Annotated in this window: 32 protein-coding genes and 1 pseudogene; 12 read left to right on the top strand and 21 right to left on the bottom strand. The window is 61.0% G+C overall.

All coding sequences use genetic code 11. The features are described 5' to 3' along the window. Positions 1–64: 64 nt before the first annotated feature. Positions 65–877: a hypothetical protein gene (locus AB8B31_RS12765; protein WP_047621094.1), complete on the bottom strand. Its 813-nt coding sequence runs from the start codon at positions 875–877 to the stop codon at positions 65–67. Positions 878–1,024: 147 nt separating this feature from the next. Between AB8B31_RS12765 and AB8B31_RS12760 the strand changes: the two genes are divergently transcribed. Beyond that, complete coding sequence (locus tag AB8B31_RS12760) at positions 1,025–1,900, top strand: bifunctional helix-turn-helix transcriptional regulator/GNAT family N-acetyltransferase (RefSeq protein WP_130652635.1); 876 nt, start codon at positions 1,025–1,027, stop codon at positions 1,898–1,900. Between the two features lie 230 nt (positions 1,901–2,130). On the opposite strand, the gene AB8B31_RS12755 is transcribed toward AB8B31_RS12760, so the two are convergent. Continuing rightward, complete coding sequence (locus tag AB8B31_RS12755) at positions 2,131–3,162, bottom strand: aldo/keto reductase (protein ID WP_130652634.1); 1,032 nt, start codon at positions 3,160–3,162, stop codon at positions 2,131–2,133. A 130-nt stretch (positions 3,163–3,292) separates the two neighbouring features. Here AB8B31_RS12755 and AB8B31_RS12750 point away from each other — a divergent pair, with 130 nt between their 5' ends. Next, complete coding sequence (locus tag AB8B31_RS12750) at positions 3,293–3,913, top strand: TetR/AcrR family transcriptional regulator (RefSeq protein ID WP_113543600.1); 621 nt, start codon at positions 3,293–3,295, stop codon at positions 3,911–3,913. A 72-nt stretch (positions 3,914–3,985) separates the two neighbouring features. Here the strand turns inward: AB8B31_RS12750 and AB8B31_RS12745 are convergent, their stop codons facing one another. Then, positions 3,986–4,639, bottom strand: coding sequence for an O-methyltransferase (locus AB8B31_RS12745; protein WP_113543601.1), 654 nt, complete (start codon positions 4,637–4,639; stop codon positions 3,986–3,988). 88 nt (positions 4,640–4,727) lie between these two features. On the opposite strand from AB8B31_RS12745, the gene AB8B31_RS12740 reads away from it, so the two are divergent. Beyond that, on the top strand, positions 4,728–5,372 hold the full coding sequence (locus AB8B31_RS12740; RefSeq protein ID WP_018242558.1) for a TetR family transcriptional regulator: 645 nt from the start codon (positions 4,728–4,730) through the stop codon (positions 5,370–5,372). Positions 5,373–5,530: 158 nt separating this feature from the next. Here the strand turns inward: AB8B31_RS12740 and AB8B31_RS12735 are convergent, their stop codons facing one another. Next, positions 5,531–5,734, bottom strand: coding sequence for a hypothetical protein (locus AB8B31_RS12735; RefSeq protein ID WP_047621227.1), 204 nt, complete (start codon positions 5,732–5,734; stop codon positions 5,531–5,533). Positions 5,735–6,014: 280 nt separating this feature from the next. Then, positions 6,015–6,656: a dihydrofolate reductase family protein gene (locus AB8B31_RS12730; protein WP_047621088.1), complete on the bottom strand. Its 642-nt coding sequence runs from the start codon at positions 6,654–6,656 to the stop codon at positions 6,015–6,017. 89 nt (positions 6,657–6,745) lie between these two features. On the opposite strand from AB8B31_RS12730, the gene AB8B31_RS12725 reads away from it, so the two are divergent. Beyond that, positions 6,746–7,267 carry a winged helix-turn-helix transcriptional regulator gene (locus AB8B31_RS12725; RefSeq protein WP_027684032.1) on the top strand — a complete coding sequence of 174 codons (522 nt, stop codon included), beginning with the start codon at positions 6,746–6,748 and terminating at the stop codon, positions 7,265–7,267. A gap of 25 nt (positions 7,268–7,292) precedes the next feature. On the opposite strand, the gene AB8B31_RS12720 is transcribed toward AB8B31_RS12725, so the two are convergent. The 3 genes from AB8B31_RS12720 to AB8B31_RS12710 are packed head-to-tail and all read right to left on the bottom strand — an operon-like array spanning position 7,293 to position 9,915. Next, on the bottom strand, positions 7,293–8,096 hold the full coding sequence (locus AB8B31_RS12720) for an ABC transporter permease (RefSeq protein ID WP_130652632.1): 804 nt from the start codon (positions 8,094–8,096) through the stop codon (positions 7,293–7,295). A gap of 2 nt (positions 8,097–8,098) precedes the next feature. After that, positions 8,099–8,899, bottom strand: a complete 801-nt coding sequence (locus AB8B31_RS12715) for an ABC transporter permease (RefSeq protein WP_130652631.1) — start codon at positions 8,897–8,899, stop codon at positions 8,099–8,101. After that, positions 8,896–9,915 (bottom strand): ABC transporter ATP-binding protein, encoded by a 1,020-nt coding sequence (locus tag AB8B31_RS12710; protein ID WP_130652630.1) that lies wholly within the window; start codon positions 9,913–9,915, stop codon positions 8,896–8,898. Before AB8B31_RS12710 ends, AB8B31_RS12715 begins: the two co-directional genes overlap by 4 nt. A gap of 157 nt (positions 9,916–10,072) precedes the next feature. Here AB8B31_RS12710 and AB8B31_RS12705 point away from each other — a divergent pair, with 157 nt between their 5' ends. Beyond that, positions 10,073–10,615, top strand: a complete 543-nt coding sequence (locus tag AB8B31_RS12705) for an NADPH-dependent FMN reductase (RefSeq protein ID WP_018447178.1) — start codon at positions 10,073–10,075, stop codon at positions 10,613–10,615. A 14-nt stretch (positions 10,616–10,629) separates the two neighbouring features. Here the strand turns inward: AB8B31_RS12705 and AB8B31_RS12700 are convergent, their stop codons facing one another. Continuing rightward, positions 10,630–10,776: a hypothetical protein gene (locus tag AB8B31_RS12700; protein ID WP_018242550.1), complete on the bottom strand. Its 147-nt coding sequence runs from the start codon at positions 10,774–10,776 to the stop codon at positions 10,630–10,632. Between the two features lie 140 nt (positions 10,777–10,916). Here AB8B31_RS12700 and AB8B31_RS12695 point away from each other — a divergent pair, with 140 nt between their 5' ends. The 3 genes from AB8B31_RS12695 to AB8B31_RS12685 all read left to right on the top strand — a co-directional run bounded on the left by AB8B31_RS12695 (position 10,917) and on the right by AB8B31_RS12685 (position 14,040). Next, entirely contained in the window at positions 10,917–11,588 is a 672-nt protein-coding gene (locus AB8B31_RS12695; RefSeq protein WP_018242549.1) for a response regulator transcription factor, read from the top strand. After that, on the top strand, positions 11,585–12,940 hold the full coding sequence (locus AB8B31_RS12690) for a sensor histidine kinase (protein ID WP_130652629.1): 1,356 nt from the start codon (positions 11,585–11,587) through the stop codon (positions 12,938–12,940). Before AB8B31_RS12695 ends, AB8B31_RS12690 begins: the two co-directional genes overlap by 4 nt. A gap of 200 nt (positions 12,941–13,140) precedes the next feature. Further along, positions 13,141–14,040 carry a DUF3313 domain-containing protein gene (locus tag AB8B31_RS12685; RefSeq protein ID WP_130652628.1) on the top strand — a complete coding sequence of 300 codons (900 nt, stop codon included), beginning with the start codon at positions 13,141–13,143 and terminating at the stop codon, positions 14,038–14,040. A gap of 129 nt (positions 14,041–14,169) precedes the next feature. Here AB8B31_RS12685 and AB8B31_RS12680 read toward each other — a convergent pair whose 3' ends face one another. From AB8B31_RS12680 to AB8B31_RS12670, 3 genes are all read right to left on the bottom strand, one after another. Next, a complete protein-coding gene (locus AB8B31_RS12680; RefSeq protein WP_018447181.1) occupies positions 14,170–14,760 on the bottom strand; it encodes a GNAT family N-acetyltransferase in 591 nt (196 codons plus the stop codon). Positions 14,761–14,913: 153 nt separating this feature from the next. Beyond that, complete coding sequence (locus AB8B31_RS12675; RefSeq protein ID WP_018242545.1) at positions 14,914–15,402, bottom strand: BA14K family protein; 489 nt, start codon at positions 15,400–15,402, stop codon at positions 14,914–14,916. A 362-nt stretch (positions 15,403–15,764) separates the two neighbouring features. Continuing rightward, positions 15,765–16,796, bottom strand: a complete 1,032-nt coding sequence (locus tag AB8B31_RS12670) for an acyltransferase family protein (protein WP_130652627.1) — start codon at positions 16,794–16,796, stop codon at positions 15,765–15,767. Between the two features lie 465 nt (positions 16,797–17,261). Between AB8B31_RS12670 and AB8B31_RS12665 the strand changes: the two genes are divergently transcribed. From AB8B31_RS12665 to AB8B31_RS12655, 3 genes and pseudogenes are all read left to right on the top strand, one after another. Then, the gene (locus tag AB8B31_RS12665; RefSeq protein WP_018447183.1) at positions 17,262–17,474 is read left to right on the top strand and encodes a hypothetical protein; all 213 of its coding nucleotides are present in this window, start codon (positions 17,262–17,264) and stop codon (positions 17,472–17,474) included. A 77-nt stretch (positions 17,475–17,551) separates the two neighbouring features. Continuing rightward, on the top strand, positions 17,552–17,758 hold the full coding sequence (locus AB8B31_RS12660; RefSeq protein ID WP_130652626.1) for a hypothetical protein: 207 nt from the start codon (positions 17,552–17,554) through the stop codon (positions 17,756–17,758). A gap of 78 nt (positions 17,759–17,836) precedes the next feature. Continuing rightward, positions 17,837–18,540, top strand: a pseudogene (locus AB8B31_RS12655) (terminase small subunit). A 23-nt stretch (positions 18,541–18,563) separates the two neighbouring features. On the opposite strand, the gene AB8B31_RS12650 reads toward AB8B31_RS12655, so the two are convergent. The 4 genes from AB8B31_RS12650 to AB8B31_RS12635 all read right to left on the bottom strand — a co-directional run bounded on the left by AB8B31_RS12650 (position 18,564) and on the right by AB8B31_RS12635 (position 20,410). Next, positions 18,564–18,773 (bottom strand): hypothetical protein, encoded by a 210-nt coding sequence (locus AB8B31_RS12650; RefSeq protein ID WP_018242541.1) that lies wholly within the window; start codon positions 18,771–18,773, stop codon positions 18,564–18,566. Between the two features lie 196 nt (positions 18,774–18,969). After that, entirely contained in the window at positions 18,970–19,260 is a 291-nt protein-coding gene (locus tag AB8B31_RS12645; RefSeq protein WP_183619336.1) for a hypothetical protein, read from the bottom strand. Next, positions 19,254–19,469 carry a hypothetical protein gene (locus AB8B31_RS12640; RefSeq protein ID WP_115157348.1) on the bottom strand — a complete coding sequence of 72 codons (216 nt, stop codon included), beginning with the start codon at positions 19,467–19,469 and terminating at the stop codon, positions 19,254–19,256. Before AB8B31_RS12640 ends, AB8B31_RS12645 begins: the two co-directional genes overlap by 7 nt. Before the next feature lie 104 nt (positions 19,470–19,573). Continuing rightward, a complete protein-coding gene (locus AB8B31_RS12635) occupies positions 19,574–20,410 on the bottom strand; it encodes an alpha/beta fold hydrolase (RefSeq protein ID WP_113543610.1) in 837 nt (278 codons plus the stop codon). A 628-nt stretch (positions 20,411–21,038) separates the two neighbouring features. On the opposite strand from AB8B31_RS12635, the gene AB8B31_RS12630 reads away from it, so the two are divergent. After that, complete coding sequence (locus tag AB8B31_RS12630) at positions 21,039–21,995, top strand: S1C family serine protease (RefSeq protein WP_130652624.1); 957 nt, start codon at positions 21,039–21,041, stop codon at positions 21,993–21,995. Positions 21,996–22,007: 12 nt separating this feature from the next. Here AB8B31_RS12630 and dusA read toward each other — a convergent pair whose 3' ends face one another. From dusA to AB8B31_RS12605, 5 genes are all read right to left on the bottom strand, one after another. Next, positions 22,008–23,009, bottom strand: a complete 1,002-nt coding sequence (gene dusA / locus AB8B31_RS12625; protein ID WP_018447189.1) for a tRNA dihydrouridine(20/20a) synthase DusA — start codon at positions 23,007–23,009, stop codon at positions 22,008–22,010. 191 nt (positions 23,010–23,200) lie between these two features. After that, on the bottom strand, positions 23,201–23,413 hold the full coding sequence (locus AB8B31_RS12620; protein WP_003540801.1) for a cold-shock protein: 213 nt from the start codon (positions 23,411–23,413) through the stop codon (positions 23,201–23,203). Between the two features lie 217 nt (positions 23,414–23,630). Beyond that, on the bottom strand, positions 23,631–23,759 hold the full coding sequence (locus tag AB8B31_RS12615) for a hypothetical protein (protein WP_261320200.1): 129 nt from the start codon (positions 23,757–23,759) through the stop codon (positions 23,631–23,633). Between the two features lie 186 nt (positions 23,760–23,945). Then, the gene (locus AB8B31_RS12610) at positions 23,946–24,413 is read right to left on the bottom strand and encodes a DUF3828 domain-containing protein (RefSeq protein ID WP_018242519.1); all 468 of its coding nucleotides are present in this window, start codon (positions 24,411–24,413) and stop codon (positions 23,946–23,948) included. 416 nt (positions 24,414–24,829) lie between these two features. Further along, positions 24,830–26,554: a cadherin domain-containing protein gene (locus tag AB8B31_RS12605; RefSeq protein WP_130652623.1), complete on the bottom strand. Its 1,725-nt coding sequence runs from the start codon at positions 26,552–26,554 to the stop codon at positions 24,830–24,832. Between the last annotated feature and the right edge of the window lie 127 nt (positions 26,555–26,681).

The raw sequence follows: 26,681 nt of genomic DNA, 5'->3' as shown, positions 1-26,681 counted from the left end.
GACGGCGATCTATACTGCGCGCCGCCGCTCCTGAGGGTCTGGGCCAGAGGAACCGGCGAGAGAATCACTCGACCTGGATATGAATATGGTCGTCGTGGCGGGCGGCGCGGCAGCCTTGAAAGCGGACATGGCTGTCGGTGATCCCAAGCGCGTTCTTCAGATGCGGCTCGATGAAGATCTTTTGCAAGCCGAAGCGCGTCACACCTTCGTTCGTCAACCAGCCGATCGCGGCCGATGTGCGCTGCTCCTCGATCCGATAGGCCGGAAACAGGGGCTGCAGCGCATCAAAGTTCCAGCGGGTGGTGAGCCAGTCGTTGCGCCCTTGGCATGGCAGTTCGTCGCCGGAGGCGGGTTGCTCGAAGGCGAAATAGCCGATCGGAGAGCGAGTGGCGCCATTCAGGAAGGTACCGTCCACGTCCTTGTAATAATAGGCGAAGTCGAGCTTTTTCCCGTCGGCATGCGACAGATGCGGTAGCAGCGGAAAGCCTCTCACGAAGGGGAAATTGGCATCCAGCGCGACCGTGACGGTTCCCGGAAATTCCTTATCCATGTGGGCGGCAAGCGCGTTTGCCAGATCGCGCACGTCTGGAGTGACGTAGTTCCGGTTTAGCAGGCAATAGATCGGGGAGCGGACCATGAGCCTGTCTGCAGCGCTGGCGACGCAGGAGAGGGGAACCCGTCCGAAGATCGGAGCGACGAGGCTTGCGGCAAGCGTGGCGCTGCCATAGCAAAGCAGGAAGATTGTAAGCTTTGCCGGAAATCGCCGTAGGCCGCAGGCGCGTGAGGCGGCCAGCGCCACGAGATAGGCGATGCCGCCGATCTGCGTCAGCAACGTCAGAATGAGAACGATCACGGCGTGGAAAGCAAAACGGAACACGGAAGGGGCGGCCTTGAGAACGTTGCCATTCCCATAGGCGAGGGGATAGTGGCGCGCAAGGCGGATGGCGGCGTGCGCGGCTCATTTGCGCGTCCCTTGGAGTGCTTTGAATTGACAGGATCAATTATCTGACTAAAGTCAGACACTATGACTTGCGATCCTATCTCTCGTGTCCGTCGCTTCAACCGTGCCGTCACCTCCGAAGTCGGCGCTCTCGATACGTCTTTTCTCGGACGCGGCCGTCCGCTGGGTGCTGCGCGCGTCCTCAATTCGATCGGCCGGGGGCAATCGGATGTTGCGGTGATCCGCGATTATCTCGGTCTCGACTCTGGCTTGATGAGCCGTCTGCTGCGCAGTCTGGAAGAGGAGGGGCTCATCGAGACGGTGTCGAACCCGCAGGACGCGCGTCGCCGCGTTGCCAGGCTGACTGAAACCGGCCGTTCCGAGTTTCTGGCTTATGAAGCGCTTTCTAATGCGCAGGCGAAATCGCTTCTGGCGCGCCATCGTCGCCCGGACGAACTGCTGCGCGCCATGGATATCGTCGCTTCCTCGCTGAGACGTGAGCAGATCGTGCTCGAGGAGAAAGACCCTCGGCACGAGGACGCCAGCTATTGTCTTAACGAATACTACGGCGAACTTGCACGCCGCTTCGAGAAGGGTTTCGATGTGGCGCTTTCTCGCGATCCCGACGCCAAGGATATGATCCGTCCGCACGGTGCGTTCCTGGTGGCCATGTCGGATGGCCTGCCGATCGGCTGTGTCGGGCTGAAGGGCAATGGCGGTGAAGTCGCGGAGATCAAAAGGCTCTGGGTCGCCCCGTCCGCGCGTGGCCTTGGGCTCGCAACGCGCCTTATGACGGCCGCCGAGAACATCGCTCGCGAGCTGTCCATCAAGCTCCTGCGTCTGGATACGAATAGCGCTCTGCCCGAGGCAACACGGCTTTATCGCGGAACCGGCTGGAGTGAGATCGACCGTTTCAATGATGACCCATACCCGGACACGTTCTTTGAAAAACGCCTTTAAGCGAAGGTCGCTTTGTGCTGCCCAAATGTTGATCGTGCGCACGTTCGTGTTTTTGGCCCTTCGGCAATTTGAAACGGAACACCAGTCAAGGTGACGCAGATGCTCCCCATTCTCCTCCCTCCTTCCTGTGGCGAGCACAGGAAAGAGGGAGGGAGGCGCCGCTGCTGCCCCTTCGCATGGCTCAGGGCGTTCGGCCCTGCGATCGATTCACTGGATCCTCACCCTGCCGGTCAGGCGGCGAAGCGCGCCGCTATCGGGCGGCGGCGCAGGTTCGGCTGTGCCACCGCAGGCGGGTTGTAGGCTGCCTCCAACGGGCCGGTGTCGGTGCCGGGTGGGACGATCGCGTCGATCCGGTCGAGGATCTCGTCCGTCAGGCTCACCCCGGCGCCCGCAAGCAGATCGTCGAAGTGCTCCATCGTGCGCGGGCCGATGATTGCCGAGGTGACGGCGGGATGGGCGATAGCGAAGGCCATCGCCATGTGTGCCAGCGAAAGCCCTGCCTGCTGCGCGAGCGGGATGAGCCGTTCGACCGCGTCCAGCCGGCGCTCGTCGTTCATCTGCCTGGGGAAGCGTTTGGCGCGGGCGCTGTCGGGTTGCGGCGCGCCCTTGCGGTATTTGCCGGTGAGCATGCCCATCGCCAGCGGGCTCCGCACCATCGCGCCCATTCCGTAACGCTCGCAGGTGGGCAGAACCTCGCGTTCTATACCGCGGTTGAGGATCGAATAGGGCGGCTGCTCCACGCGGAAGCGGGCCAGCCCGCGGCGCTCGGAAACCCATTGCGCCTCGACGATTTCCGAAACGGGAAAGGTCGACGATCCCAGCGCCCGCACCTTTCCCGCCCGCATGAGGTCGGTGAGTGCAGACAGCGTCTCCTCGATGTCGGTATCGGGGGCTGGCCGGTGGATCAGGTAGAGATCGATATGGTCGGTCTGCAGGCGGCGGAGCGAATCCTCGACCGCGCGAGTCAGCCAGCGGCGTGAATTGCCCTGCCGGTTCGGGTCGTCGCCCATCGGCAGATGCGCCTTGGTGGCGAGCACGACGTCGTCGCGCCGTCCCTTGAGCGCCTTGCCGACGATCTCCTCGGATTCGCCGCGGCTGTAGATATCGGCGGTGTCGATGAAGTTTATGCCGGCATCGAGCGCCTTGTGGATGATCCGGATCGAATCCTCGTGGTCGGGATTGCCAGCGGCGCCGAACATCATCGCGCCGAGGCAATAGGGGCTGACCTTGATTCCGGTTCTTCCAAGCGTGCGGTATTGCATGGTCTGTTCCTTTTATTGGGGAGGCGGACTTCGTGCGCGTCGATGTGGCCAACACCGTCACGCCATGTTACATAAGCGGAACCGCATTCCGTTTATATACGGAACAATGTTCCGTTTCGCAAGTGAGTGAATGATGAGCGACGAGAGAAAAGAGCAGGAGGACGGCCGGCGAGCTGGGGAAAGAGCGGAGAAGCCCGTGCGCGCCGACGCCAAACGCAATCTCGACGGACTGCTTCAGGCGGCAATGGCGGTATTTGCGACCTCTGGCGTCGACGCCCCAGTGCGCGAGATTGCGGAGAAGGCCGGCGTCGGCATCGGCACCGTCTACCGGCATTTCCCCGAGCGTTCCGATCTTGTCGTCGCTGTCTTCCGCCGCGAAATCGATGCCTGCGCCGACGCCGCGCCGATCCTTGCAGCCGAACATGCGCCGGGCGAGGCACTGGCCAGATGGATGCAGCGGTTCGTGGATTTCATCGCGGCCAAGCGCGGGCTTGCGGCGGCCCTGCACTCCGGCAACCCGGCCTTCGATCCCTTGCCCGCCTACTTCCAGCAGCGACTGCATCCCGCCCTTCGCTCGCTTCTCGACGCCGCCGCTGCCGCCGGCGAGGTGCGCACCGATATCGCTGCCGAGGATCTTCTGAATGCGGCCGCCAGCCTCAGCATGCACGCCTACGCCCAAGGGCCTGAACATGCCCGGCGCATGGTTTCCCTGCTGGTCGATGGGCTGCGCTACGGCGCGGTTCCGAGATGAAGATGCGCCGATGAAACGGGCTGTCGCCCGCCGCCGCTATGCGTTGGGGCGGCGGGCGACAGCCTGGGATCATCAGGTCCGCATCGACAGCTCAATATCTTCTTCGAATGGCGTCGAGAGGTAGCCGGCTGCGGGCGAGCGTACGCGGGCGAGGTATTCCGGGCAGAGGTCGGCATTGTCGGCGACGATAAGGGCGCCTGGCCTCAGGCGGTCTTCGACCAGTTCCAGGATATCGCGATAGAGCGCCTTGGCGCCATCGAGGAAGAGCAGGTCGATCGTCTCCGGGAGATCGGTGCTCAGGGTCTTAAGGGCATCGCCTTCGCGGATCTCGACGAGGTCGATGAGGCCGCCGGCCGTCAGGTTGGCGCGGGCGCGGACCAGCTTCGACGGCTCGAACTCGCTGGTGATCAGCCGGCCGCCGCCATTGTCGCGCAGCGCGGCTGCGAGATGGAGGGTCGAGATGCCGAAGGATGTGCCGAATTCGACGATCGTACGTGCGCGGCTGCTTCGCGCCAGCATGTAGAGCAGCGCGCCGGCCTCCCTGGAGACGGGAAGCCAGAGATCCCTGAGGCGCCCGTAAAGGTCGAAATATTCGGTCTTGCTGCCGATCAGGCGCATTCGCTCATCACCTGACAGGGCCGACATTGCCGGGCTCGTCGCCGTGGCGGCCTCTTCGAATAGGCCATCGAGCAGGGGCGCCAGCGGGGCGGTGGTCAGTGTCGTCATGTCATATCTCCTTGGTGACAGGTTCTTGTGTGGAGTGAAAAATACGAGTAATTCGTCGCATCTGCTATTCGCATTGCGGAGCGCTGCCATGACCGATCGCCCAAGAGCCCGGATTTCCTCGCGAAAACAGCCCAAGCAGGCCCGCTCGGCGGAACTCGTGGCGGCGATCCTGGATGCCGCTGCTCAGGTTTTGGCGCGGGAAGGCGCGCAACGCTTCACCACGGCGCGGGTGGCCGAAAGGGCGGGCGTCAGCATCGGATCGCTCTACCAGTATTTCCCCAACAAGGCGGCGATCCTCTTCCGGCTGCAGAGCGACGAATGGCGGCAGACAACGGACATGCTCGGCGGCATCCTCGCCGATGCGCAAAGGCCGCCGCTCGAACGGCTGCGCCGCCTCGTCCATGCCTTCCTCCGCTCGGAGTGCGAGGAGGCGGCGATGCGCGTGGCGCTCCATGACGCAGCACCCCTTTATCGCGATGCGCCGGAGGCGCAGGCGGCGAGGGCATCGGGGGACCGCATCGTCGAGCTATTCATGCAGGAGGCTTTACCCTACGCGCCGGAGGCGACCCGGACCCTTGCCGGCGACCTGATCACCACGACGCTCGGCACGGTGGGCAAGCAGTTCTCGGAGGCACCCCGAAGCGCTGCCGAGATCGACGCCTATGCCGACGCCATGGCCGATATGTTCTGTGCCTACCTCGAACAGCTTGGGGCTGGCCGGGACGGGGCATGATGTTCCGGCTGCGCTCCATTGGGCCCGGTGCTCCCAACACCCTGGTACTCCGGGGCGCTGGCGCGAGGTGGCGGTGTGAGGGGATGGCAAGCGAAAGCGCTGCATTCCAGCGCCTGTCATCGCAGAATGCTATGGTGCCTCAATGGATGGAGTAGGTCCTACTGGTGGTCCAGTTGCTTCGACAGCGCGGCAAAAAGCCTGTCGCAGTCGGTGTTCATCTGGACGAGATCGACGGCGACGGTGATGGCGTGGCGTCCTTCGATGCTGTCGATGTCGAGCTTCCTCTCGCAGCACCATTGCCGAACGGCATCGGTGACGATGGTTATTTCATCATCATTGAGCGAGATGAGCGACAGGAGCATCTTCGTACCCTCCATGAAGCGGCAAGAGCACCTATGGTCTCTCAAGCGGTCGTGTCGATGTTCCGATGGCGTTTACTCTACGCTCATTCCGCGGCAATACCACGGCCATTTTGACACGGCTTGGTGACAGCCGAACGATCCCGGCAGGCGGCCGTGAGCGGGTCACCTGCCAGGATTGTTTGATCTTCTGCAATGGGATTTTCGTCTTGATGTTGCGGACGCCTTCGATGCGGCCGAGGTATTCCATCTGGACGCGCCTAGGATACCGACCGGGGCGCGTTTATTTCGCGAGCACGATATGCGTGGCGTGTTCGGTTGCGACATGCTCGGCAACACGGAAGCCGAGGGCCGGTAGGTCGATGCCCGTGAACATCGCTTCGCCCTTGCCGAGGACGACCGGCGAGATGGCGAAATGCAATTCGTCGATCAGGCCAGCCTGCAGATATTGGCGGACGGTGCTGACGCCGCCACCGATTTTCACGTCCTTGTCGCCGGCCGCAGCAACCGCCTTGTCAAGCGCTTCCTCGATGCCGCCGGTGACGAAGTGAAACGTCGTGCCGCCCTCCATGACGATCGGTTCGCGGGGATAATGCGACAGGATATAGGTCGGCGCGTGATAGGGCGGGTTCGGTCCCCACCAGCCTTTCCAGGCGTCATCCGGCCACTCGCCGCGGATGGGGCCGAACATGTTGCGCCCGAGAATGAAGGCGCCGAAATTGGCCATGCCGCGAGCCGCATAATCCTCGTCAACGCCTTCGGAACCGCCGTCCTTTCCGATCATGGCGCGAAAGGTGCGGGTGCGGAAAAACCATTCGAACATCTCCGTCCCCCGCTTGCCCAGCGGATCGCTCATGCTTTGCTCCGGCCCGGCGCCGAAACCATCTACGGAAAGGGAAAATGCTGCGACACGAACCTTGGGCATGCTCTCCTCCATATGATTGCAATTTGAAACTGGTTGCGTTGTCGCATAAGTGATCCTATATTGCAACCAGTTTGTAATAGGAGAATATCGTGGATATCGAACTGCGGTCGGGTTGCCCGATCAACCTGACGATGGAAGTGCTGGGCGACCGGTGGAGCCTCATCATCATCAGGGACATCATGTTTGGCAATCGCCGCCATTTCCGCGATCTTCTGACTCATTCGGAGGAGGGGATCGCCTCCAACATTCTCGCCGCCAGGCTGAAGCGTCTGCTTTCGCTAGGGTTCATCAGCAAGCGGGACGATCCGAGCCACAGTCAGAAAGCGATCTACAGCCTCCTGGAGCCGGCGATTCAGCTCGTTCCCGTCTTCGCCATGATCGGCGCTTGGGGGCGGCGCCATCTACCTGTGAGCGAGGAACTGAGCATCCGCGCGCAGCTTCTCGAAGAAGGCGGGCCGCCGCTCTGGGACGAGTTCATGGACGATCTCAGGCAGATCCACATCGTCGATCCGATCGGCGGCGCCAACGGAACATGCACCTCGCCCGTGCTGGCGAAGCTGACGGCGGCATTCCTAGAGGTTCGCGCGCGATCGTTGTCGCAGGCATCCTGAATATACAGGAAAGCAGTCAGCCCGATCAGCCTCCGGCACCCTGGTATTTGCCGGTGGCGTAGCGCCAATGAGCGATTGATATCAGCACCCAGATCGGGCCGGCCACAAGAGATGCAGGCCCAGCCCAATTCCCGAGGATCGGGATCGGCTTGCCGAGCAGGGCGCCGACAGGGACGGAACTGGTCAGGGCGAGCGGAACCGCGGTTATGAGGATGGTTTGTATGCCGCCGGGGAAAATGTTGAGCGGGTAGCGCGTCAATTCCCAAAAGCCGAAGAAGATCGAGAACAGGTGGTTGGAGCGTACCCAGATCAGCGCCGTGGCGCCGATCATGGTAATAAGGGCAGCGGTCAGCAGCGTTGCGCTGATGAGCACAGCAACGAGGAACGACACGGACCAGACCGACCAGGCGAAGTCGACGGACAGGACCGCCCAGCCCATCAGCACCACAGCGAGGATGACGTGGCCGGTATAGCCGATATTGAGGCCGGAAAAGACCAGATAGGCCCAGGGGCTGAAAGGCTTGACCAACAGCGTGTCGAAAGTGCCGAGCCGCACCAGTTCTTCGAGATCGCGCAATTGCACGAAACTCATCGCGGCGCCGAGCGAATAAGCCAGCAGCTGGAAACTAAAGAGCAGGGCAAGCTCCGGCCAGGTCCAACCGCCGAGCGTGTCGAAGCGGGCGAGCAGGATGCCTATGGTGGCGAAGACGCTGCCATAGGAAAGGATCTGTGCAAGACGGTCGAGCCAGAAGGCGCCGCGATATTCCATCTGGGAGCGGACATGCATCCGGACCAGCAGCGGAAGGACGCGCAGGTGATGAATGAGCACGATCAACCTCCCTGCACGGTAATGCGGCCGGAGGCCCGGCGCCACAGCCAGAGGACGCCGGCAAGGAACAATGCGGCCCAGGCAAGGCCCAGGCCGAGATGGAGCCAGACATCGGCGGTAGAAAGCCTGCCGAGATAGACGGCATTGGGATAATAGACCACCCAGGCGAAGGGCAGGTGGCGGGCAATCGTAGCCAGCGGCTCGGGGAAGAACCAGAACGGTATCAGCAGGCCCGAGAACAATTGTAGAAGGGCGCCCAGGATCCAGTCCAGCGAGAAGCTCGTCATCAGCCAGAAGGCGACGAGGCCGAAGAGCGCCGACATCAGGAACAGCAGCGTAAAGGATAGCGCCCAGAAGGCGATGAACATCAGGCCATCGAACAGGCTTGCCGGCGGCAGCATGCCGTAAAACAACGCGGTGAAGGCGACGGTCGGAATGACCTGGGTCATCAGGCGATAACCAAAGCTGCCGCATTCGTTGGCGAAGAGATAGAGCGGATAGGATAGGGGCTTGAGCAGCCAGACCGCGACATCGCCTGTTTTGAGCGACCGGCCGATCTCGCCAATGATCCTTTCGGGGCGGGTTGCACCCATCACGGCGCCGCCGAGCAGGGCATAGGTCACCATCTGCTGCAGGGAGACCCCGTCGACCACGATTGCGCCGACGCCGGCATAGGCCGCCTGCCAGATAGCGACACGCGCAAAGACCTGCACGAGTTTGCCGAAGATATTGGCCCATACTTCGTTGCGGTAGGCGAGTTGCGAATGGAAGGAACTGCGCGCGAAGGCGAAATAGGCGCTCATGATGCCCGGGCCTTGGCATTGCTACGCTGGTCGGCGTTGCGGCGCTGGTAGAAGGTGCGGATGACCTCTTCGATGTCGGGCTCGTGCAGCGCCACGTCCTTGAGGTCGCGCCCGCTACCGACCTCCGACAGGATTGCGACCAGCGAGATGTCTTCACGCTCGATGAGATAGTTCTTGCGCAAGCCCTCGTCGCTGACGAGGGCCGCTGTGCGCAATGGGAGCGGTCCAGGGTCACTGGCAAATTCGAGTGTCAGCCGCCGGGCAGAGCCCAATGCCGCGCGCAGGCTCTTCAACTCGCCGTCGAAGATGAGCCTGCTGTGATCGACCATGATCAGCCGCGGGCAGATGGTCTCGATGTCCTGCAGATCATGGGTGGTGAGAATGATGGTGACGCCGCGCTCGCGGTTGATTTCGGCGAGAAAGCGCCGAACCGCATCCTTGGCGACCACATCAAGACCGATGGTCGGTTCGTCCAGAAAGAGGATCTTGGGGTCGTGCAGCAGTGACATCACGATCTCGGCGCGCATGCGCTGACCGAGGCTGAGCTGGCGCACCGCGCGGTCGAGAAAGGGCGTCAAATCCAGCAATTCGCTGAATCGCCGGAGATTATCCGCATAACGCGCGACGGGGATATCATAGATGCGCTGGTGCAAGGTAAAACTGTCGACCAACGGCAGGTCCCACCACAGCTGGCTGCGTTGGCCGAAGACAACGCCGATCTCGCGCGCATTGTCCATCCGCCTGAGATGTGGCGTCCGGCCGAGCACCGAGAGCGCGCCGGCGCTCGGGACCAGGATGCCGGTCATCATCTTGATCATCGTGGATTTGCCAGCGCCATTGGGGCCGAGATAGCCAACGGCTTCGCCCGCCGCGATGTCGAAACCGATGTCGGAAACGGCCAGGACTTCCGTATATTCGTTGGTCACCAACGTTTTCAGCGCGCCCAGCAAGCCCGGAAATCGCTTGTGCTGCCGGAAGCGTTTGCTGACGCCCCGTGCCTCGATCAAAGCCGTCATGTGTATTTCCTCGAGGGTAATTCCAGCCGATTCGGCAGCAGCATCCAAGCTAACGCGGGGTTCGGCCAGTTCAAGCAAAAGTCGCTTTTTTGGCGTTACTCAATCGAACCTGGCCTTTTGCGTTGACAGCCATGATCAATCGATTCCTGTTAGGATCATGAGGATTCTCGCAATATCCGGCAGCGCCCGGCTCAATTCCACCAATACGGCTATGCTGCGGGCGATCCGTGCCATAGCGCCCAGTGATATCGAGGTTTCGATCTTCGATGGCGTCGGACGGTTGCCGGTATTCTCGCCTGACCTCGAGGGAGAATCTCTACCGGAGGCGGTGCGGGATTTCATAGATGTGATCGCCAAGAGCGACGGGGTGATCATTGCCAGCCCGGAATATGTGCGATCCATACCCGGCGGCCTCAAGAATGCGATCGACTGGCTCGTATCGGGAGATGAGATCGTTCATAAGCCGATCGCCTTGCTGCACGCCTCGCATCGAGGTGATGACATGCTGGCAGGTCTTCGCACCGTTCTTGCGACCATCACCGACCGTTTCGCGGAGGATATCTTCCTCCGGCTCCCTTTGATGAAACTGGATCCAGCCGAGGTGCTTCGAAGCATCGAGACAGCGGAGAACCGTTCCAGGGTGCAGGCCTATCTTCACGCATTCTCGGCCTATTGCAGGGCAGACGCCGAGACTGCCTGAGGCTCGCCTCTCCATCATCGAACCTCCATCAGAAGGCCGCTCTCGAACGCCGATTTGTCGTGAAGCGTGTGCAGAATGACGAGTGGGGCTGCGAGCAGTGCGGCGAGGATGAAGGCGGAGAGGAAGTGTCTCGTCAGGAGACGAAGGATAGGTCGGATCATCTTGATCTCCAGCTGCCGCGAATATTCTTTGTGCTGGACCTCAACAATTGCAGCAGCATGACCGGCTGCCTTGCAAGCTCCGCAATGCTGCCGCAACCCTTGTGGCGGACAGAGGGGGAGAGCGAGACAATGGACGGGCGATGCGGATACTGCTGATAGAGGATGAGAGGGAACTGGCCGAGGCGCTGTCGGCCGCGCTCGGCAAACATGGGATCGTCACCGACCACACGATGCATCTGGCAGACGCCGTCGAGTTGACGCGGCAGAACCTCTACGATGCGATCCTGCTTGACCGGCGCCTGCCTGACGGGGAGGGGCTGAGCTTCATTCCGGAACTCAGGCGGACGGGCAAGGATACGCCGATCATCGTGCTGACGGCGCGCAACGAACCGAAGGAGCGGATTGAAGGCCTCGACCTCGGGGCCGACGACTATCTCGGCAAGCCGTTCCTGGTCGAGGAGCTGATGGCGCGGTTGAGAGCCGTGCTGCGGCGATCGCCTGAACTGGCCGAACTCAAGATCACTGCCGGACGGATGGTGATCGACCCGCTGCATCTGAGCGTCACCGTCGATGCCGTGCCGCTGGACCTGCCCCGGCGCGAACTTCTGGTGCTGGCGGCCCTCGCAAGGCGCAAGGAGAAGACCGTGCTGCGCTCGACGCTGGAAGCGGCTGTCTACAACTACGAAGAGGAAATCCAGTCGAACGCGCTCGACGCGCATATATCGCGGCTGCGCAAGCGGCTGATCGATGCCGGCGCCGGCGTCGCGATCCATAATATTCGCGGCGTCGGTTACCTCATGAAGGAAGAATGATGACCAAGGCGCAATACACCAATCCGTCGCTTTGGTGGCGGCTGAGCTGGCAACTCAGCATTGTATTCGTCGCCGTGGTGGCGGCGGTGATCTTCGGTCTCTGTGTTTATGGTGCGACGATCCTTTCTCCCAACGTCGCGCTGGAGGATCATGTCACCGCGGTACTGGCCCGGTCCGTCGCGCTCGATGCGCAGGGCCAGCTTGAAATACGAGATACGCCAGAGCTGGCGTCGCTCAAGGAGCAGTATGACGGGCTTTGGTATGTCGCCGCCACGACGAACGGTTCTTCGGTATCCTATGGCGCCATTCCTGCAGCCTATAGTGAACTTGCGCATCTCACCCATTTGTTCCAGGGCGCAGACATCAGGGGATCGGTCGGCACCAACGAGATCGCGTCCGTTGAAAACGTGGAGACTGCCATAGGCGAGCTCCGAGTTCTGTTTGGCGGCGTCGCCGACAAGGGTTGGCCCGTTCTTGTCCTTATGGGCGCCGTCTATCCGATCTATGTCTCGCTGCTCACCGTCGCCTTGCCGGCGGTTTTTCTTGCCGTTCCGCGAATTGTCAGGCGTGCCCTGGCCAGTGTCAGCGAGGTTGCCCGCAAGGCATCGGAGATCGAACCTCGCCGCTACGATGCACGCCTGCCTCTGGACGGCATCCCCAAGGAGGTGGCCCCGCTGGTGATTGCCTTCAACGAGGCGCTTGACCGGCTGGAAAATGAATTCCGCAAACGGCAACACTTCCTTATCGATGCCGCGCATGAACTCAGGACGCCGATCGCGATCATGCAGACGCGGATCGACGGAACACCCGAGGGCCAGGACCGCAGGCGATTGCTCGATGACGTCGCGCGCCTCGCCGAGACTGCCGAACAACTGCTCGATTTCGAGCGTAACAATCAGGCGATCGATCTGCACGAAACGATCGATCTCGTCGAAGTCGCCCGAACGGTCGTTGCCGATCTCGCGCCGCTGGCGATTGCCGACGGCTATCAAATCTCATTTCTATGCGAGGCGGAGAGCCTTGAACGCCGGGGCAGCCCTTCCGCCCTGCCGCGGGCGATGAGCAACTTGGTGCGCAACGCCATCGACCACGGCGGCAACAGGGGGATGATCACGGTTTCGGTATCACGCTCGCCTTCCGGCGGCGGCCGGATCAGTGTCGCCGACGAAGGGCCGGGTATTCCGGCCGAACATCGAGAGCTGGTGTTCGAGCCCTTCTATCGCGTCACCCCGAAAAGCAGGGGCGCCGGTCTCGGCCTCAGCCTCGTCAAACAGGTCGCCGCAAACCATGGCGGCGAGGTCAGCATCGAGAGCAGTGCTGCCGGAACGCGGGTGACGATCGAACTCGCATAGGTCAGGCCTGCTTGAGTAGAATCCACCTTGGTTCTGATCAGGAAAGGCTCTAGGAAGCGATCTGTAATGTTGCGGCAATTGTCGACCGCCACTTTCGCCCGACACTAGAGCGCCGCGCGTCCGACAAGACGCGCTAGGACGCTCTAGCACTTTAAACTGCGCATGATCCCTTCCGAAAATCGATTTCGATTTTAGGGGTTATGCGCTATCGGCGACGGAGGCCAGACAGCGTGCGCAGCAATCCATTCCCATTTTCCTTCCCATTGGCGTCGAGAGGCTTGTGTCTCGCACTGCCCTTGGCGCTCGCCATGGCCGCGGCCGGTTGCAGCTCGGTGCCACTGAAGGAGGCCGGCACGCTTTCTTCCTATGGCAATCTCGGCGCGCCGAAGGGCAAGCTGTCGAAATCGCGCGTCTATGTCGATGGGACGCGCCTTAGCCCGGCAAAGACGGTGAGTATCGTGCCGACGACCTTCGCCTTCAACGCCGCGACCCGCGTCAAATCGGACGCCGACCGCGTGATGGTGGCGAACGCGCTGGACCGGGCGCTCTGCATTTCGCTCAGCGACAAATATCAGCTGGTCTCAGCCGGCCAGCCGGCGGACCTGACAATCCGCTCGGTCGTCACCGACATCGTGCCGACCAACAAGGCGATGGCCGGTGTTTCGACCGTCGTGACCGTCGGTACCGGTTTCGTGCTGCCGGTCGGCGTGCCGCGGCTGCCGGCCGGCCTGGGCGGACTGGCGGTCGAGGCGGAAGCCGTCGACAGCGGTGGCGTGCAGCGGGCGGCCATCGTCTGGTCGCGCGGGGCAAACTCGCTGCAGAACAACCCCCGCGTTTCCGAAGTCGGCGACGCCTATAGCCTGGCTTCGAAATTCAGCAGCGAGTTTTCCCGCATGCTGATCAAAGGCAAGGAGCCGAAGGGATTGGATATCTCGCTGCCATCGGGGCAGCGGATGAAATCGTGGCTCGGCGGAAAACCGAAATACGCCGCCTGCGACGCCTTCGGCCGACCGCCCGGACTGATGGGGGCTGTGGCTGCCAAATACGGCGCGCCGCCGCAATGGACCGAGAAGAAGCCGAAACCGGCCGCGACCTATTGAGAGACGATGTGCGGCGGCGCCGACTGCCCCCGCGACCAGCACTCAGCCCGCCCCAGGCTGACGGGACGGACGGAGCAAAGGCGGGCAAGGCCTGTGCTCCGTCCGTCTGGAATTCCGTCGCGCTTCATTTCAGCTGGCGGTTCCGGGCCTCAGCCAGAAATACAGTTTGATCTGATCGGGCCTGTCGGAGGGATGCGGGCCGCGCATGAACAATTCGCCGCCATTGCGCTCGATCACCCGCCGCGAGGCGTCGTTGTCCTCGTTGCAGAGGACGACCAGGCGGTCGAGGCCTTCCTTCGATGCCACAGCCATCAGAAGGCTCAGCGCGGTGGTCGCGTGGCCATTGCGCTGTTTCCACGGTACGACGGAATATCCCACATGGCCAGACACCTCGGGCGGCAGCTCCTCGGTGCCCGCTTGAAAGCGGAGGCTGATGCTGCCGCAGAATTCTCCGTCCCAGATCCAGAACAGACGGGTGGTGAGAGGCGGCGATCCGAATCCAGCCCGCTGTCTACCATCAGGAATGAGATCGTGGAGAAACCCTAATCTGTTCTGGCGCAGCCGCTGAAGCTCGCCGTGAACATGGGCCTCATTGCCCGCGCGGCGCGGATCGGGAGACCAGCCGGCGGCAAGCGCCGCTTCGAAACCCGACAGGTTTTCCAGATCCGGCTGCAGCAGGACGACGCGGCCGGCGGACTTTGCTGTTTCTCCAGACGTCATCTAGCACCTAGGTTCGCGTCGCCTAACCAAGTGTGCGCCCCCACTCGCGCAGACAAACACGCCCCACTGGCGATTGGAAGCCGTGCAACGGGCTTTCGGCCATCAAAAAAGCCCCGCATTTCATGCGAGGCTTGCTCTGATGGATAGGTCGGACTAGCGGCACTGGCGGCGCGGGCCGTAGTTCGGCTGGTAGGTATTGTCATAGGCGCGGTAGGACCGATAGCGGGAGTAGCAATAATCGGCATGTGAGCTGTACCCTTGCGAGGTATAGGCCCGCGGCTGTGAGGCAATGATGCCGCCGATGAGGGCGCCGGCCGCCAGACCGCCTATGATGGCGCCGGTGTTGTCATTATGGCGCCAGCCGCGATCGTAGCGTCGATACGAGCCATAACGGTCGTCGCGATAATAATCCCGGTCGCGATAGTGGTGACGGTTGCGATACCACCTGCGATTATTACCGAACTGACCCGGGCAGTTTGTGAAGTTATTGCAGCCGACGGTCATGATGCGGGCACCGGTATTTCCCGGTACCGGCTGCGCCGCCGATTGGACCGGGCTCGGCACGAAGGCCGGGCCTGCCGAGGCCGGCATTCCGGAGAAGGCCGTCGCTATCGACAGGGCAATGATGGCGAATCTGTTCATTTTACTCACCTTGGGTCAACGGATGTATCGAGGGGGTAACGCAGCGGAAGGGAATAGGTTTCATTTTGGGATGGAATGAGGCGGCGTATGTGCGTTTTTGCTAACATAATAGGCCTGTGCACCACTACCGGACGTCAGGAACCGACCGGTCCTAAAACGCTGGACAGCTTCGCCACCGCCAATGGGCGGGAATGTCTGAGAAGATCGCACCGACGACGCGGCGCAGACGAACTTTACTCTTATCGGAGCTCAATGTCGGGCGGCTCGTTCGGGGGGCGGCATGTGCGTCGAAAGCGCGACATTGATGGCACCAGCGTGCGACACCATCCGTCGGGCATACGCCTGGCCCTTCGGCTATCCGATCATGCGGCAGCCAGCCGGCTCGTCAGCCTTTTCGACCAAGCCATCACTGGGCGCTCCACCATGATCCACGATACCAAAGCGGTGAGTACGGATAACGATCCAGCGACGAGCATCGTAAGCGGGCCGCGCGAGAAGAAGTCACCGACGCCAAAACGGGCGCTCAATGCAAAAAGAACCGCCCAGACCGGAAGATGGAAGAGATAGGCGCCGTAGCTGATCCGGCCCAAGCCGCTGAGAGATCTGTTCGCAAGGATTTTGAGAAACTGCCCTTTTGAGGCCACTGCCACGATTGCGGCCAGCGGCAAGACGAGGGCGGCCTCGAGGACGACCCATTGAACGAGGTTTCCCAAGTCAAAAGCGATTTGCATGATAGATCCAGCCAAACCGACCGGTACTGACAACCAGAGGAGCCATCGCGGAGCGCTCCACCCTTCTGCAGACAGGAACGACAAAGCGGCACCGGCCGCCAAAGCATCGATTGAATCGAAAGGCAGCGCATTGGCTTCATCAACCTTGCCGAGGGCAAATGCGCAAACGCGGTAGAGTACGGTGCAGGAAACAAGTGCGCCGCATATTTTCAGAAAATGACGGGACGGCAACGCCAGGATCACAAAAGGCCAAATCAGGTAGAATTGCTCTTCGACTGCAAGTGTCCAAAGGTGCCCTAGCGCCCAAGGCTCGGACCCGTGCGTTGCATACCAGATGTTGGAGAGGAACAATGCATGCCACGGCAACGACTCCTGCATCATCGGGAGACGTAACGGGCCTGCTGCCAGCCAACAAAATCCCAGCGTCAGGAAGTAGGGTGGCCAAATTCTCGCTGCTCTTCGCGCGAAGAACACAGTTATACCAGCCGTGTGATTATCGTGTCCCTTGACGTCTAACAGAATGTTTGTGATGAGGAATCCGCTTAACACAAAGAAGAACCGAACTCCGAGGTGGCCAAGGTTCGAGCTTTCTTGCCAGAAATGAGAATAAAACACTGACAGAAGTGCAATCGCTCGTAATCCGTCTAGCTGAGGCTCCCGCAATCGACACCCCGATGCTTAAAATCTCACAAAAGATACAGGACGTTTCCTTGGTGGCGATAATAAAGCTCTTCGAAAATTGCAATGTCAAATTACTCCTGCAGCGCATCGCTACCGGCTGATTTGCTAGAGCTACACAGCAGGCCGCTGGCGCAGCACTACTCGCTCTATAACGACAGGGGAAATCAACGGGCTGGGAGGCGCTGAGCGAGAGGCTGGCGCGGGCCGGGGTCTGACACGGGTGCCAGGGATATCGTCATTGGATGTCATCGAAGGACGTTGACGCCATAGCAATCTCTCTTGAAATCATAGAGCGGTTTCCGATGTTCAATATTAATACGGCGGTCGACCTCATGTGTAACGAAGTCTTAACTTCGTTTGGTAACCAGATATTAAGACTTTCCTTGAGCCGTGTTGCTGTTTCTGTTTTCGTACGCCGGCAAATACTGTGAGATAAGGGTCTTCCACATGGCGCAACCGACGCAATACATCATCATGGAGCCGCTGGGTGGCATGACCGATCTCGACTCCATACGCATGAGGCTTGCCGAGATCGGGCTGGCCCGCGAGGCGTTCTCCCTGGATTCGGATGTAGGCCGGCTCAGGCTGACCTTCTGGGAGCCGGATCGAATTGAGGCATTGCGCATATTGGCGCGGCTGGATCATTCCAATCCATGTTGATCGGGCACCCTCCGGGAAGAGAGAAACGTGACGTGCGCGATCGGCAGAGAATAATTTTGAAGGGGAGCAAAGACAAAATGACAACGATCAGTTTTCAACGTCCGAAGCCATCGGTGTGGAGCCGCGTGGTCGAGGCGCTTCGTGCGCTGTTTTTCGCTGGCGTATCCGGAGAATGGCAGTGGCACGGCAATGTCATGCGTCGCCGGCTTTCCGACGGCACGATTGTGACCAGAGAGCCGACTCCGGGGGAGATTTACAACAGGGACAGAGGTCTGGCTTCGTAGGGCCTTCCCCGCGGCGCGCTTTTCACCTTGCCACCATCGCCCGCTCCCATCGCCCTCTCTTCGAGGGTACGATCACCAATGGCAGAACTGACGCCGAAGCAGCGCCTGTATGTGGCGGAATATCTGAAGGATTTGAATGCGAAGCACGCGGCGATGCGGACGGGGTATAGCGGAAAGTCGCGTGCCAATGGCAATCGCTTGATGCGAATGAGGCTGTGCGGGCGGAGATTGAGAGAGCATTAGCGCCACGTCTTGCCGAGATGGAGACTTCCGCCGAGTGGGTGCTTGTCGCCATTGCCTACGTCGCGTTTGGTGATATCCGTGACGTGTTCGATGACCAGGGGCCGCTGAAGGCGCCTTCGGAGTGGGATGAGCGGACGGCGGCAAGCGTTGTGGGGCTGGAGATCGGCACCTCGGCCAAGGGCAAGGGGGAGGTGGTGCATGCGGCGAAGATCAAGCGGGCGGACCGGTTGCGGGCGCTGGATATGCTGGCGCGGCATCACTCGCTCTATAACGACGGGATATTTTTACAATCATTCGCGATCCCGCAACGCGGTTTCAGCCGCTGCAGATTGCGGTCGCATCCGGCCACGGCATCGGCAAATCGGCCCTCATGGGCGATGTCCTGCTGGAATGAGGCGACGCTGGAGATGGACGGCCAATACCGACACGCAGACGCACCAAGACGGCCGGAGATATCGGCAAATGGGTTCCGCTCTTCGATCGCGTGCAGGCGACCTCGGTCCGCGCCCGGGAAAAGGCGGTGTCGGACTCGCAGCTAGCTCGACGTCTCGCGCTATCAGGCTCACGTTCCGCCGGCCAGCAATCGGAGCTGGCTTTCGTCGTGCACACCCTGGCGGTAAAGCTCGATGATGAGGGCGCCCAGACGGTCGGCTTCCTTGCTTGATCTGTCGATCTTTGACCCGCTACAGAGAGCTTCATGAACACGCCTGCACACATCCAGATCTTCGGAGGCGAGCGGTTCGTCCCGTGTGCTGAACAGCTTGTCTGACATCGCAATTTGCCCTTTTTGGATGCCGTGAATCGCTTTCGTGAAAAAAAGATAATTTCGCGATGTTTGCTCTGCAAGATGGGCGAAGGTCCGAAATTCAAAAAGAATTCGGGGCACGCACCGAAAGACGCGGGCGTGGGCGGCAGGGCATGGATATGAGATCGATCGGCGTGCCGATCGGATAGTGCGAGTGTGGGATCTACTTGGTTGCGGGGTCCTTGGCGCCCTGCTGTGACAGGCGCAGCTCTTTCAGCCGCTTGGTTTTTTCCCGGCGGGCTCGCTGCTCCGCCTCGATGGTTTCCTTGGCGGCTCGCTCGGTGTTTTCGAAACGATCCTGCCGGTAAGCCTTTGATGAGGGTTCACGTTCTCTTTTCATGGCCGCTAAACGCAAAGCGGCGAAAACGGTTTCATGGGAAATGCGTAACTGGCCGTCAATCGATCGACGTGGCCCGGCGGACTGGGTGTGGGATGGCAAACAGCCAGTCACCATTTATAATTCACTCTGCCGGTCGTATCCGTCACGTGCGTTCGCACCTTCCCCCGCTGCAGCTTGCTGTTTTGGCCGATCGACCTCTGCTGCACCGATTTGGCCGGGCATTTGACGGCGTGGCCAGCTGCGTTCCTGCAGGGTGCGGCGGAGGCGGGGTTGGCGGAGATCATGGCGATGGCGATTGCCGCAAGCAGGTTGATACGGAGCATCGGAATTCACCCAGTTTAGCCGCGTGGAGATTAAATTTGGTCATGCCGATGTCAAGCCGCTCATGGTAACCGGGCGCCTCGTCGGCGCCCGGTAACATCACGGATCAACCTTTGATGAAGGCAAGGATGTCGGGATTTATGATGTCGGCATGGGTGGTGCACATGCCGTGCGGGAATTTCTCGTAGACCTTCAGCGTGGCGTTCTGCAGCAGCTTGGCCGAGAGCAGGGCGGAGTCGGCGATCGGCACGATCTGATCGTCGTCGCCGTGCATGACGAGGGTCGGTACGGTGATGATCTTCAGGTCTTCTGTGAAGTCGGTTTCCGAAAAGGCCTTGATGCCGTCGTAATGCGCTTTGGCGCCGCCGATCATGCCCTGGCGCCACCAATTGTTGATGACCGGTTCCAGGACCTTCGCGCCCGGGCGGTTGAAGCTGTAGAACGGGCCGGCCGGCAGATCGTAATAAAACTGCGCGCGATTCGCGGCGAGTTGCTTGCGCAGGCCATCGAAGACTTCGATCGGCAGGCCGCCGGGATTGGCATCCGTCTTCACCATGATGGGCGGCACGGCGCCGATGATGACGAGCTTGGCGACACGGCCCTGCGGCTGGCCGTGGCGGGCGACATAATGGGTCGCTTCGCCGCCGCCGGTGGAGTGGCCGACATGGACGGTGTTCCTAAGATCGAGATGCTCGACGACGGTTGCGGCATCGGCGGCGTAGTGATCCATGTCGTGACCGTCGCCCACCTGGGTGGAGCGGCCGTGGCCGCGCCGGTCATGGGCGACGACGCGGTAGCCCTTCTCAAGGAAGAACAGCATCTGGGTATCCCAGTCGTCGGAGCATAGCGGCCAGCCGTGATGGAACATGATCGGCTGGGCGGTCTTCGGCCCCCAATCCTTGTAGAAGATCTCGACGCCGTCCTTGGTTGTGACTGTGCTCATCTTTCGGCTCCATTAGTTGGGGTTGGATTCATGCGGTCAGAAGTTTGCGCCGTTGCCGGCAGAATTGGCAAGGCCACGAGCGCCGTTGCGCCGAAGGCTTGGGGCAAGTAGGTCGCGCCTTAGGGGATAAGTCGGCTCTGAATATGCTGATGTGCTAATTAAATGGCTCTTTCTATTCTATTGATATGACAGAAGTTTGTATGTCTCTGCGCGACGGGCGCACAGCACCGCCCATCTCGTATGAAGGGACGGGGATTTGGCGATCCTCGCCTGGCTGCTTCGTGCTGCGAACATTCTTTTGATCCGCGGTATGTCGGCCTGTTCCACTCCTCAGGCAGGTTCGTCATGGGTAGCGAAGGCAGCTGATTTGACGGGCGAATGTCTGCAATGAGCCAATTTTTGGCCGTGCGTTCAAGATATCTGTTCGGGTAGTTCAGCATATCTTTCCGGGTAGGCGTGTTGGCATTCTCTGCGTTGCGCGCATTGCAGACCGCCGCCGGCGCTCACTTGAACGCGGGTCTATGCCCAACCATCTAATCCTCACACAACACCACAATGGCGAACCTTCGCAATCGCGACCGCTTCGCCGGCGGCGGGACGGCCGTTATTGCCGCCTGAGGATCAAATAATGGGTTACATGGATAAGGACATAGCGCCTCAGAATGATGGGGCGCTGATCGATGCCTATTCGCAATCGATCGCTGCAGCAGTCGATATCGTCGGGCCGGCAGTCAGCCGGATTGAGAGGGTGGGTGGCCGGCAAGGGCACGGGTCGGGCTTCGCCGTCTCGCCTGACGGTCTGATCGTCACCAACAACCATGTCGTCGACGACGCCAAGGTGGTTCGCATCACCACGCCCGACGGCTTCGTTACCGAGGGCCGTGTGCTTGGCCGGGATGTGGATACCGATATCGCCCTCATTCGCGCCAATACAAGCACCGGCGCCTGGGCGAAGCTCGGAGATTCCCAGCGCCTGCGCAGGGGGCATATCGCAATCGCGATCGGAAACCCGCTCGGCTTCGAATGGACGGTTACCGCCGGTATCGTCTCGGCGCTCGGCCGGTCGATGCGGGCAGCAAGCGGCCGGCTGATGGAGGACGTCATCCAGACCGACGCGGCGCTCAATCCCGGCAACTCCGGCGGGCCGCTGGTGTCTTCGGGCGGAGAGGTCATCGGCGTCAATACCGCCGTGATCCAAGGTGCGCAGAGCATCGCCTTTGCCGTGGCGTCGAATACGGCCAATTTCGTGGTTTCGGAGATTCTCCGTTATGGCCAGGTCAGGCGCGCCTTCATCGGCATATCAGGCGATACGATTGTGCTGCCGCGCCGGGTGGCACTCGCCGCGGGCACAGCAAAAACGACCTCCGTTCGCATCCGGCGCGTCGAAGCCGATGGGCCTGCGGCAAAGGGAGGGCTGCAGGAGGGCGATTATATCCTCGCCATCGACGGCAGCCCGGTCGGCGGCGTCGACGATATCGTCCGATTGATGGATGGCAGCAGGATCGGCAGGGATACGGAGATCCTGGTGTTCTCGGTGGCCGGCCGGATCGAGAAGAAGATCTTGCTACCGATGGCGCGGTTGTGACGCCGCTTCGCGTCAGGCGCTGACCGCCTCCTGATCTGTTCCCGAAAAATCCACCGCCGCAAAGGCGGCCGCCAGCACTTCCGGTCCTGCGCCGGTTTTGGCCGCGTCGGTCGACAGGATCTGGCGGTAGCGCCTTGCGCCCGGCAGGCCGGTGAAGAGGCCAACCATGTGGCGCGCCACGTGCTGCAGCCGGCCGCCGCTGGCGATGTGGCGTTCGGCATAGGCCATCATCCGATCGCGCAACGCTTCCCAGTCCGGTTCGGCCGCAGGCGCACCGAAGAAGCGCTGGTCGATGTCGGCAAGGATCGCGGCATTCTGATAGGCGGCGCGGCCGAGCATGACGCCATCGACATGGGTTAGGTGGGTTGCTGCCTCGTCGAGCGTGCGGATGCCGCCATTGATGCCGATGAAGACATCGGGCCAGCGTTGTTTCATTCGGTAGACGATGTCGTAGTCGAGGGGGGGGATTTCGCGGTTTTCCTTGGGGCTCAGGCCCTTCAGCCAGGCCTTGCGCGCATGGATCCAGATCGCATCGGCGCCGGCATCGAGAACGCGGGTGATCAGCTCGGGCAGCGCCTGTTCCGGCTCCTGCTCGTCGACGCCGATCCGGCATTTCACCGTCACCGGCACGGTCGCAACCCTCTTCATCGCCGCGATGCATTCGGCCACTGTCTCCGGCGTCAACATCAGGCAGGCGCCGAAGGTGCCCGACTGCACACGGTCGGAGGGGCAGCCGACATTGAGGTTGATCTCGTCATAGCCATAGGGTTCGGCGATCTGCACCGCGTCGGCAAGCTTTGCCGGGTCCGATCCGCCGAGTTGCAGCGCCAGCGGATGCTCGGCGGCGTCATGACCGAGCAGCCGCTCGCGCGGGCCGTGGATGATCGCATCGGCCACCACCATCTCGGTATAGAGCAGCGCCTCGCGGCTGATCTGCCGGTGGAAATAGCGGCAATGCCGATCCGTCCAATCGATCATTGGGGCGACCGCAAAAATTGGCCTCTTCTGCGTCATAGATGTTCCATCGTTCGTTGTTCCCGGGCGCCGCACTGCGGTGCCCCGCTGCCTCAATGCAGCGCCGTATGGCGGGATCATCCATAAGCGCGCATATAACATTTGCCGATGCGATCGACAAATCGAGCGCCAAAAACAGAAACAGCGCCCCTTGCGGAGCGCCGTTCATGCCGCGTGAGCGGAAGTCTGACTTACGAAGCCGAGATGTTGACGGCCTTCGGGCCCTTGCCCATGCGGTCCGGCTCGGTGTCGAAAGTAACCTGCTGGCCTTCGCGCAGCGACTGGATGCCAGAAGCCTGCAGCGCAGAGATATGGACGAAAACGTCCTTTGCGCCGCCATCCGGCGTGATGAAACCAAAACCCTTGTCCTGGTTGAAGAATTTTACGGTGCCCTTGGTGGCCATTGGGATCGTCCTTTTCCCTTAGTCTGTGTAGTATCCGCGCCCCCGAGAGGAAGCGGACGGCTTTAGCTTTCGCCCCGATCGATTGGGACGAAGGGTCAGTCGGAGAAGTCACGTACGGGGAAAGAACGTCTACGTAGGCGGGTATTCCCGCGCCGCCTTCCAAACGGAAGGGATTACCACATCAGTCCAGTCACCGGCATGCAAATGCCCGAGTAAGTCAATTCGTGCCAGCATTTCGGGCAAAAAGCAAGCGGGATTCTTTTGGCATACCTGCATCGATGTCGGGAAATGCCGAAGATTCAGATACTTGACGGTGGGTTAACGGATTCTTGCCCGGCTGTGCCATCGTGGGATTCCGTGCCGAAACGGGATGACGGGCGGATTCGATAGCCGGCATGGATTTGTTCGTGGGGCGGTCGGGTCGACAGGCACACCGATCAGCCCTCATGGTGGGTGAGGAACGGAGCAATCGATTGCAGTGACAAACGCAGGGTCGCCTCGAACCACAAGGGCAAGTGACTGGGCCGCCCGCCTACTGCGCGTCACCCAGCAACGCGCTCAGGCTCCATGGATTATCACCCTTCTGGTTGGCGATGTCGTCGACCTTCCAGCCGCCATGTTCACGCACCAGGGTGTAGAAGAGCGTCACCTCTTCGCCGTTTTCGAACTGCACCTCCACCTCGGCCTTATCATCCAGCAGGATCGGTTGGCCGATCCTGACGTCGCTGGCGGCGCCGTCCTGGCCTGCGATGACGGGATCGAAATCGATCGCGCCGACATCGCCCTCCGGCGTGTTGTCGAGATCGGTCTGGAGGAGTTTGTTCAGGTGGTCGGAGAAGAAGGCGGAATAGGGCGAGGGCGCCTCGGCGTCGCTGTTGTCGGTGTCGTAGCTATAGAGCGCCTTGAGCAGCGCCTTCGGCGTCTTGTAGGTTGCCGCCGATGCGGGCAAGGCTGCGAGCGCCGCCATGGCCAGGGCGAGGATGAATGTGGGCAGGCGCATGCGGGCTCTCCTCGGATGAGCGGTGAATCATAGCGGAATCGAGCGCTGAGGTGGAGCGGCATTTTCAGGCGCTGGCCGTAGCGCTGACATCCCCAACCGGCCACTTCGTTGCGCGCCGCCCTTGCCCCGGCGATCAGCTATCACAGGCGCCGGAACGAAGCACTTGCCGGATTCTTCGCGGTCGGCAAAGTTCGACACCTACTTGGCGGCATCGCGGCACTATTTGAAGATGAGCCGGGGTCGATCTTGATTGGCTGCATATCGAGCTGGCGCAATTGTCCGAGCATCCCGGCAAGATTCTGTCCGCCGAAGCTTTTACTAGCGGAGAAAAGCATCGAGATGGGGCTTGCGTTGACCGCAAGCCCCATCTCGATGTTAAGCCGACGCAACCTGCGTCGCAGGCAATCCGGTCGCGGCTAGATCAAAGCGTCGTGCAACAGGCTCGAAACCGACGGCTCGAAGACGTCCTTCACGGCAAGCGTGAAATTGTGGCTGGTGACGTTTCCGGCCGCGTCATAGGCTTCGGCGGTGAAGGTCAGGCTGTGGGTGCTTTCGTAGTCAATTGCCGCCTTTGTCTGGATCTTGTTGCCGACGAGCTTGAAGATGCCGTCGGCATCGTCCGTTAGCCGCCATTTCACCGTATCGCCTTCCGGATCCTTTGCCGTGAGCAGGCCGACCGAGGTGCCGATCGCGACATTCTCGGAGACTGAGGTGCGCGAGAAGGCGAGATTGGTCGGCGCCTTGTTGACAGGGGCTTCGTTGACGTCGAGGACGCTGATCGTGATGTCCTTTTCGACCGTAACCTTGCCGTCCGAAGCAGCCACCTTGATCGTGTGCGACTTGTCGGTCTCGTAGTCCAGCGCCTTCGAGGTGACGATGCGGTTGCCATTGATCCGGAAGTGGTCGTTCGCCCCGTCAATCAGCGTATAGGTGAGCGCGTCGCCATCGGCGTCCTTGGCGCTGAGCAGGCCGACCGTGGTCCAGATCGGCGTGTCCTCGGAGAGGGCGGTTTTCGACAGCTGTATATTGGTGGGCGCGCTATTGCTGCCGTCGGGCGTGAACTTTTCCGTGGCGAAATCGTAGACGCCATCGGCAAAACGGGCGAATTCGACGTCTGTCAGCGTATCCGTCCCTTCCGCGGCGCTTGTCAGGATGTGATCGCCATTGTTCAATGCGAAGGAGTATTTGGCGAAATTGCCGGAGAAGATCGCGGTATCGATGCCGGCGCCGCCATTGATGGCGTCGTTGCCGGCGCCGCCGGTCAATTTGTCGTTGCCGGCCTCGCCATTGATAATGTCGTTGCCGCCATTGCCGTCGAAAATGTCGTTGCCGTCGGTGCCAAAAAACTCGTCGTCGCCGCCGCCGGTCTTGACGTCAATGCCGGAGGCATAGCCATGGATGAAAGATCCGCGATCTCCCAACTCGTCGGAAAGATCGAGGTGGGCACTGTCCGTCACTGCCAATGAAGGGTTAAAATTGGGGAACGGATCGGTCGACCAGACGATCTTGTCAAAGCTTTCGAGCTGCGCGCTTGAACCGGCAACCCAAACGCCCGCCGTTTCAAGGATTTCGATGTTCTTAATCGTCAGACCCTGCAGCGACGGGGCACGCAGCGTATCGATCCCGGCGCCGCCATCGATCGTTCCGGACAGTGAAACGAATGTATCCACGGTTATGGCATCGTCGCCGTCGCCCGCATCGATGTTATAGACCGCAGGGGTAAAGCTGAAGCGGTCATCATCGGAGATCGTATCGTTGCCTGCGCCGCCTCTGATGACGTCATTTCCGACGTCGCCCCAAAGCATGTCATTGCCGTCCCCGCCATTCAGCGTGTCATTACCAACTCCGCCCTGGATCAGATCGTTTCCAGCACCGCCGTTCAGCGTGTCTGCGCCGTCACCGCCATTGATGTTGTCGTTGCCTGCGCCCGTCGTGATCGTGTTGTCGCCGCTGGAGCCCGTCAAGTTTGCCGACACCGAGCCCAACTCGTCGGCCAGATCTGCCACGCCTGAATCTGAGACGGCGAGGGTGACGGCGGCGAGGGGAGTGGCTTCAGAGTGGCGGATGACGTCGTAGGCTTCGAATTCAGCGCCAGGCTTAGTAACTGTGGCGCCGTTCGTGTCCAGAATATTCAGGGCCATATTAAACTTTCCAATAGATGCGTTGTATTCTGTAAAAACCAAAAATCCCCGGTGGGAACGGTTGTTGCTGGTTCAATCAACGACAACCGCGTGGGGAATATTGCTTACCTTTGCCAATTGCTAACCA

It is taken from the genome of Rhizobium sp. 62_C5_N11_2 (assembly GCF_051811185.1).
Lineage (GTDB): Bacteria > Pseudomonadota > Alphaproteobacteria > Rhizobiales > Rhizobiaceae > Rhizobium > Rhizobium leguminosarum.
This window is presented reverse-complemented; position numbering and strand designations above follow the sequence as displayed.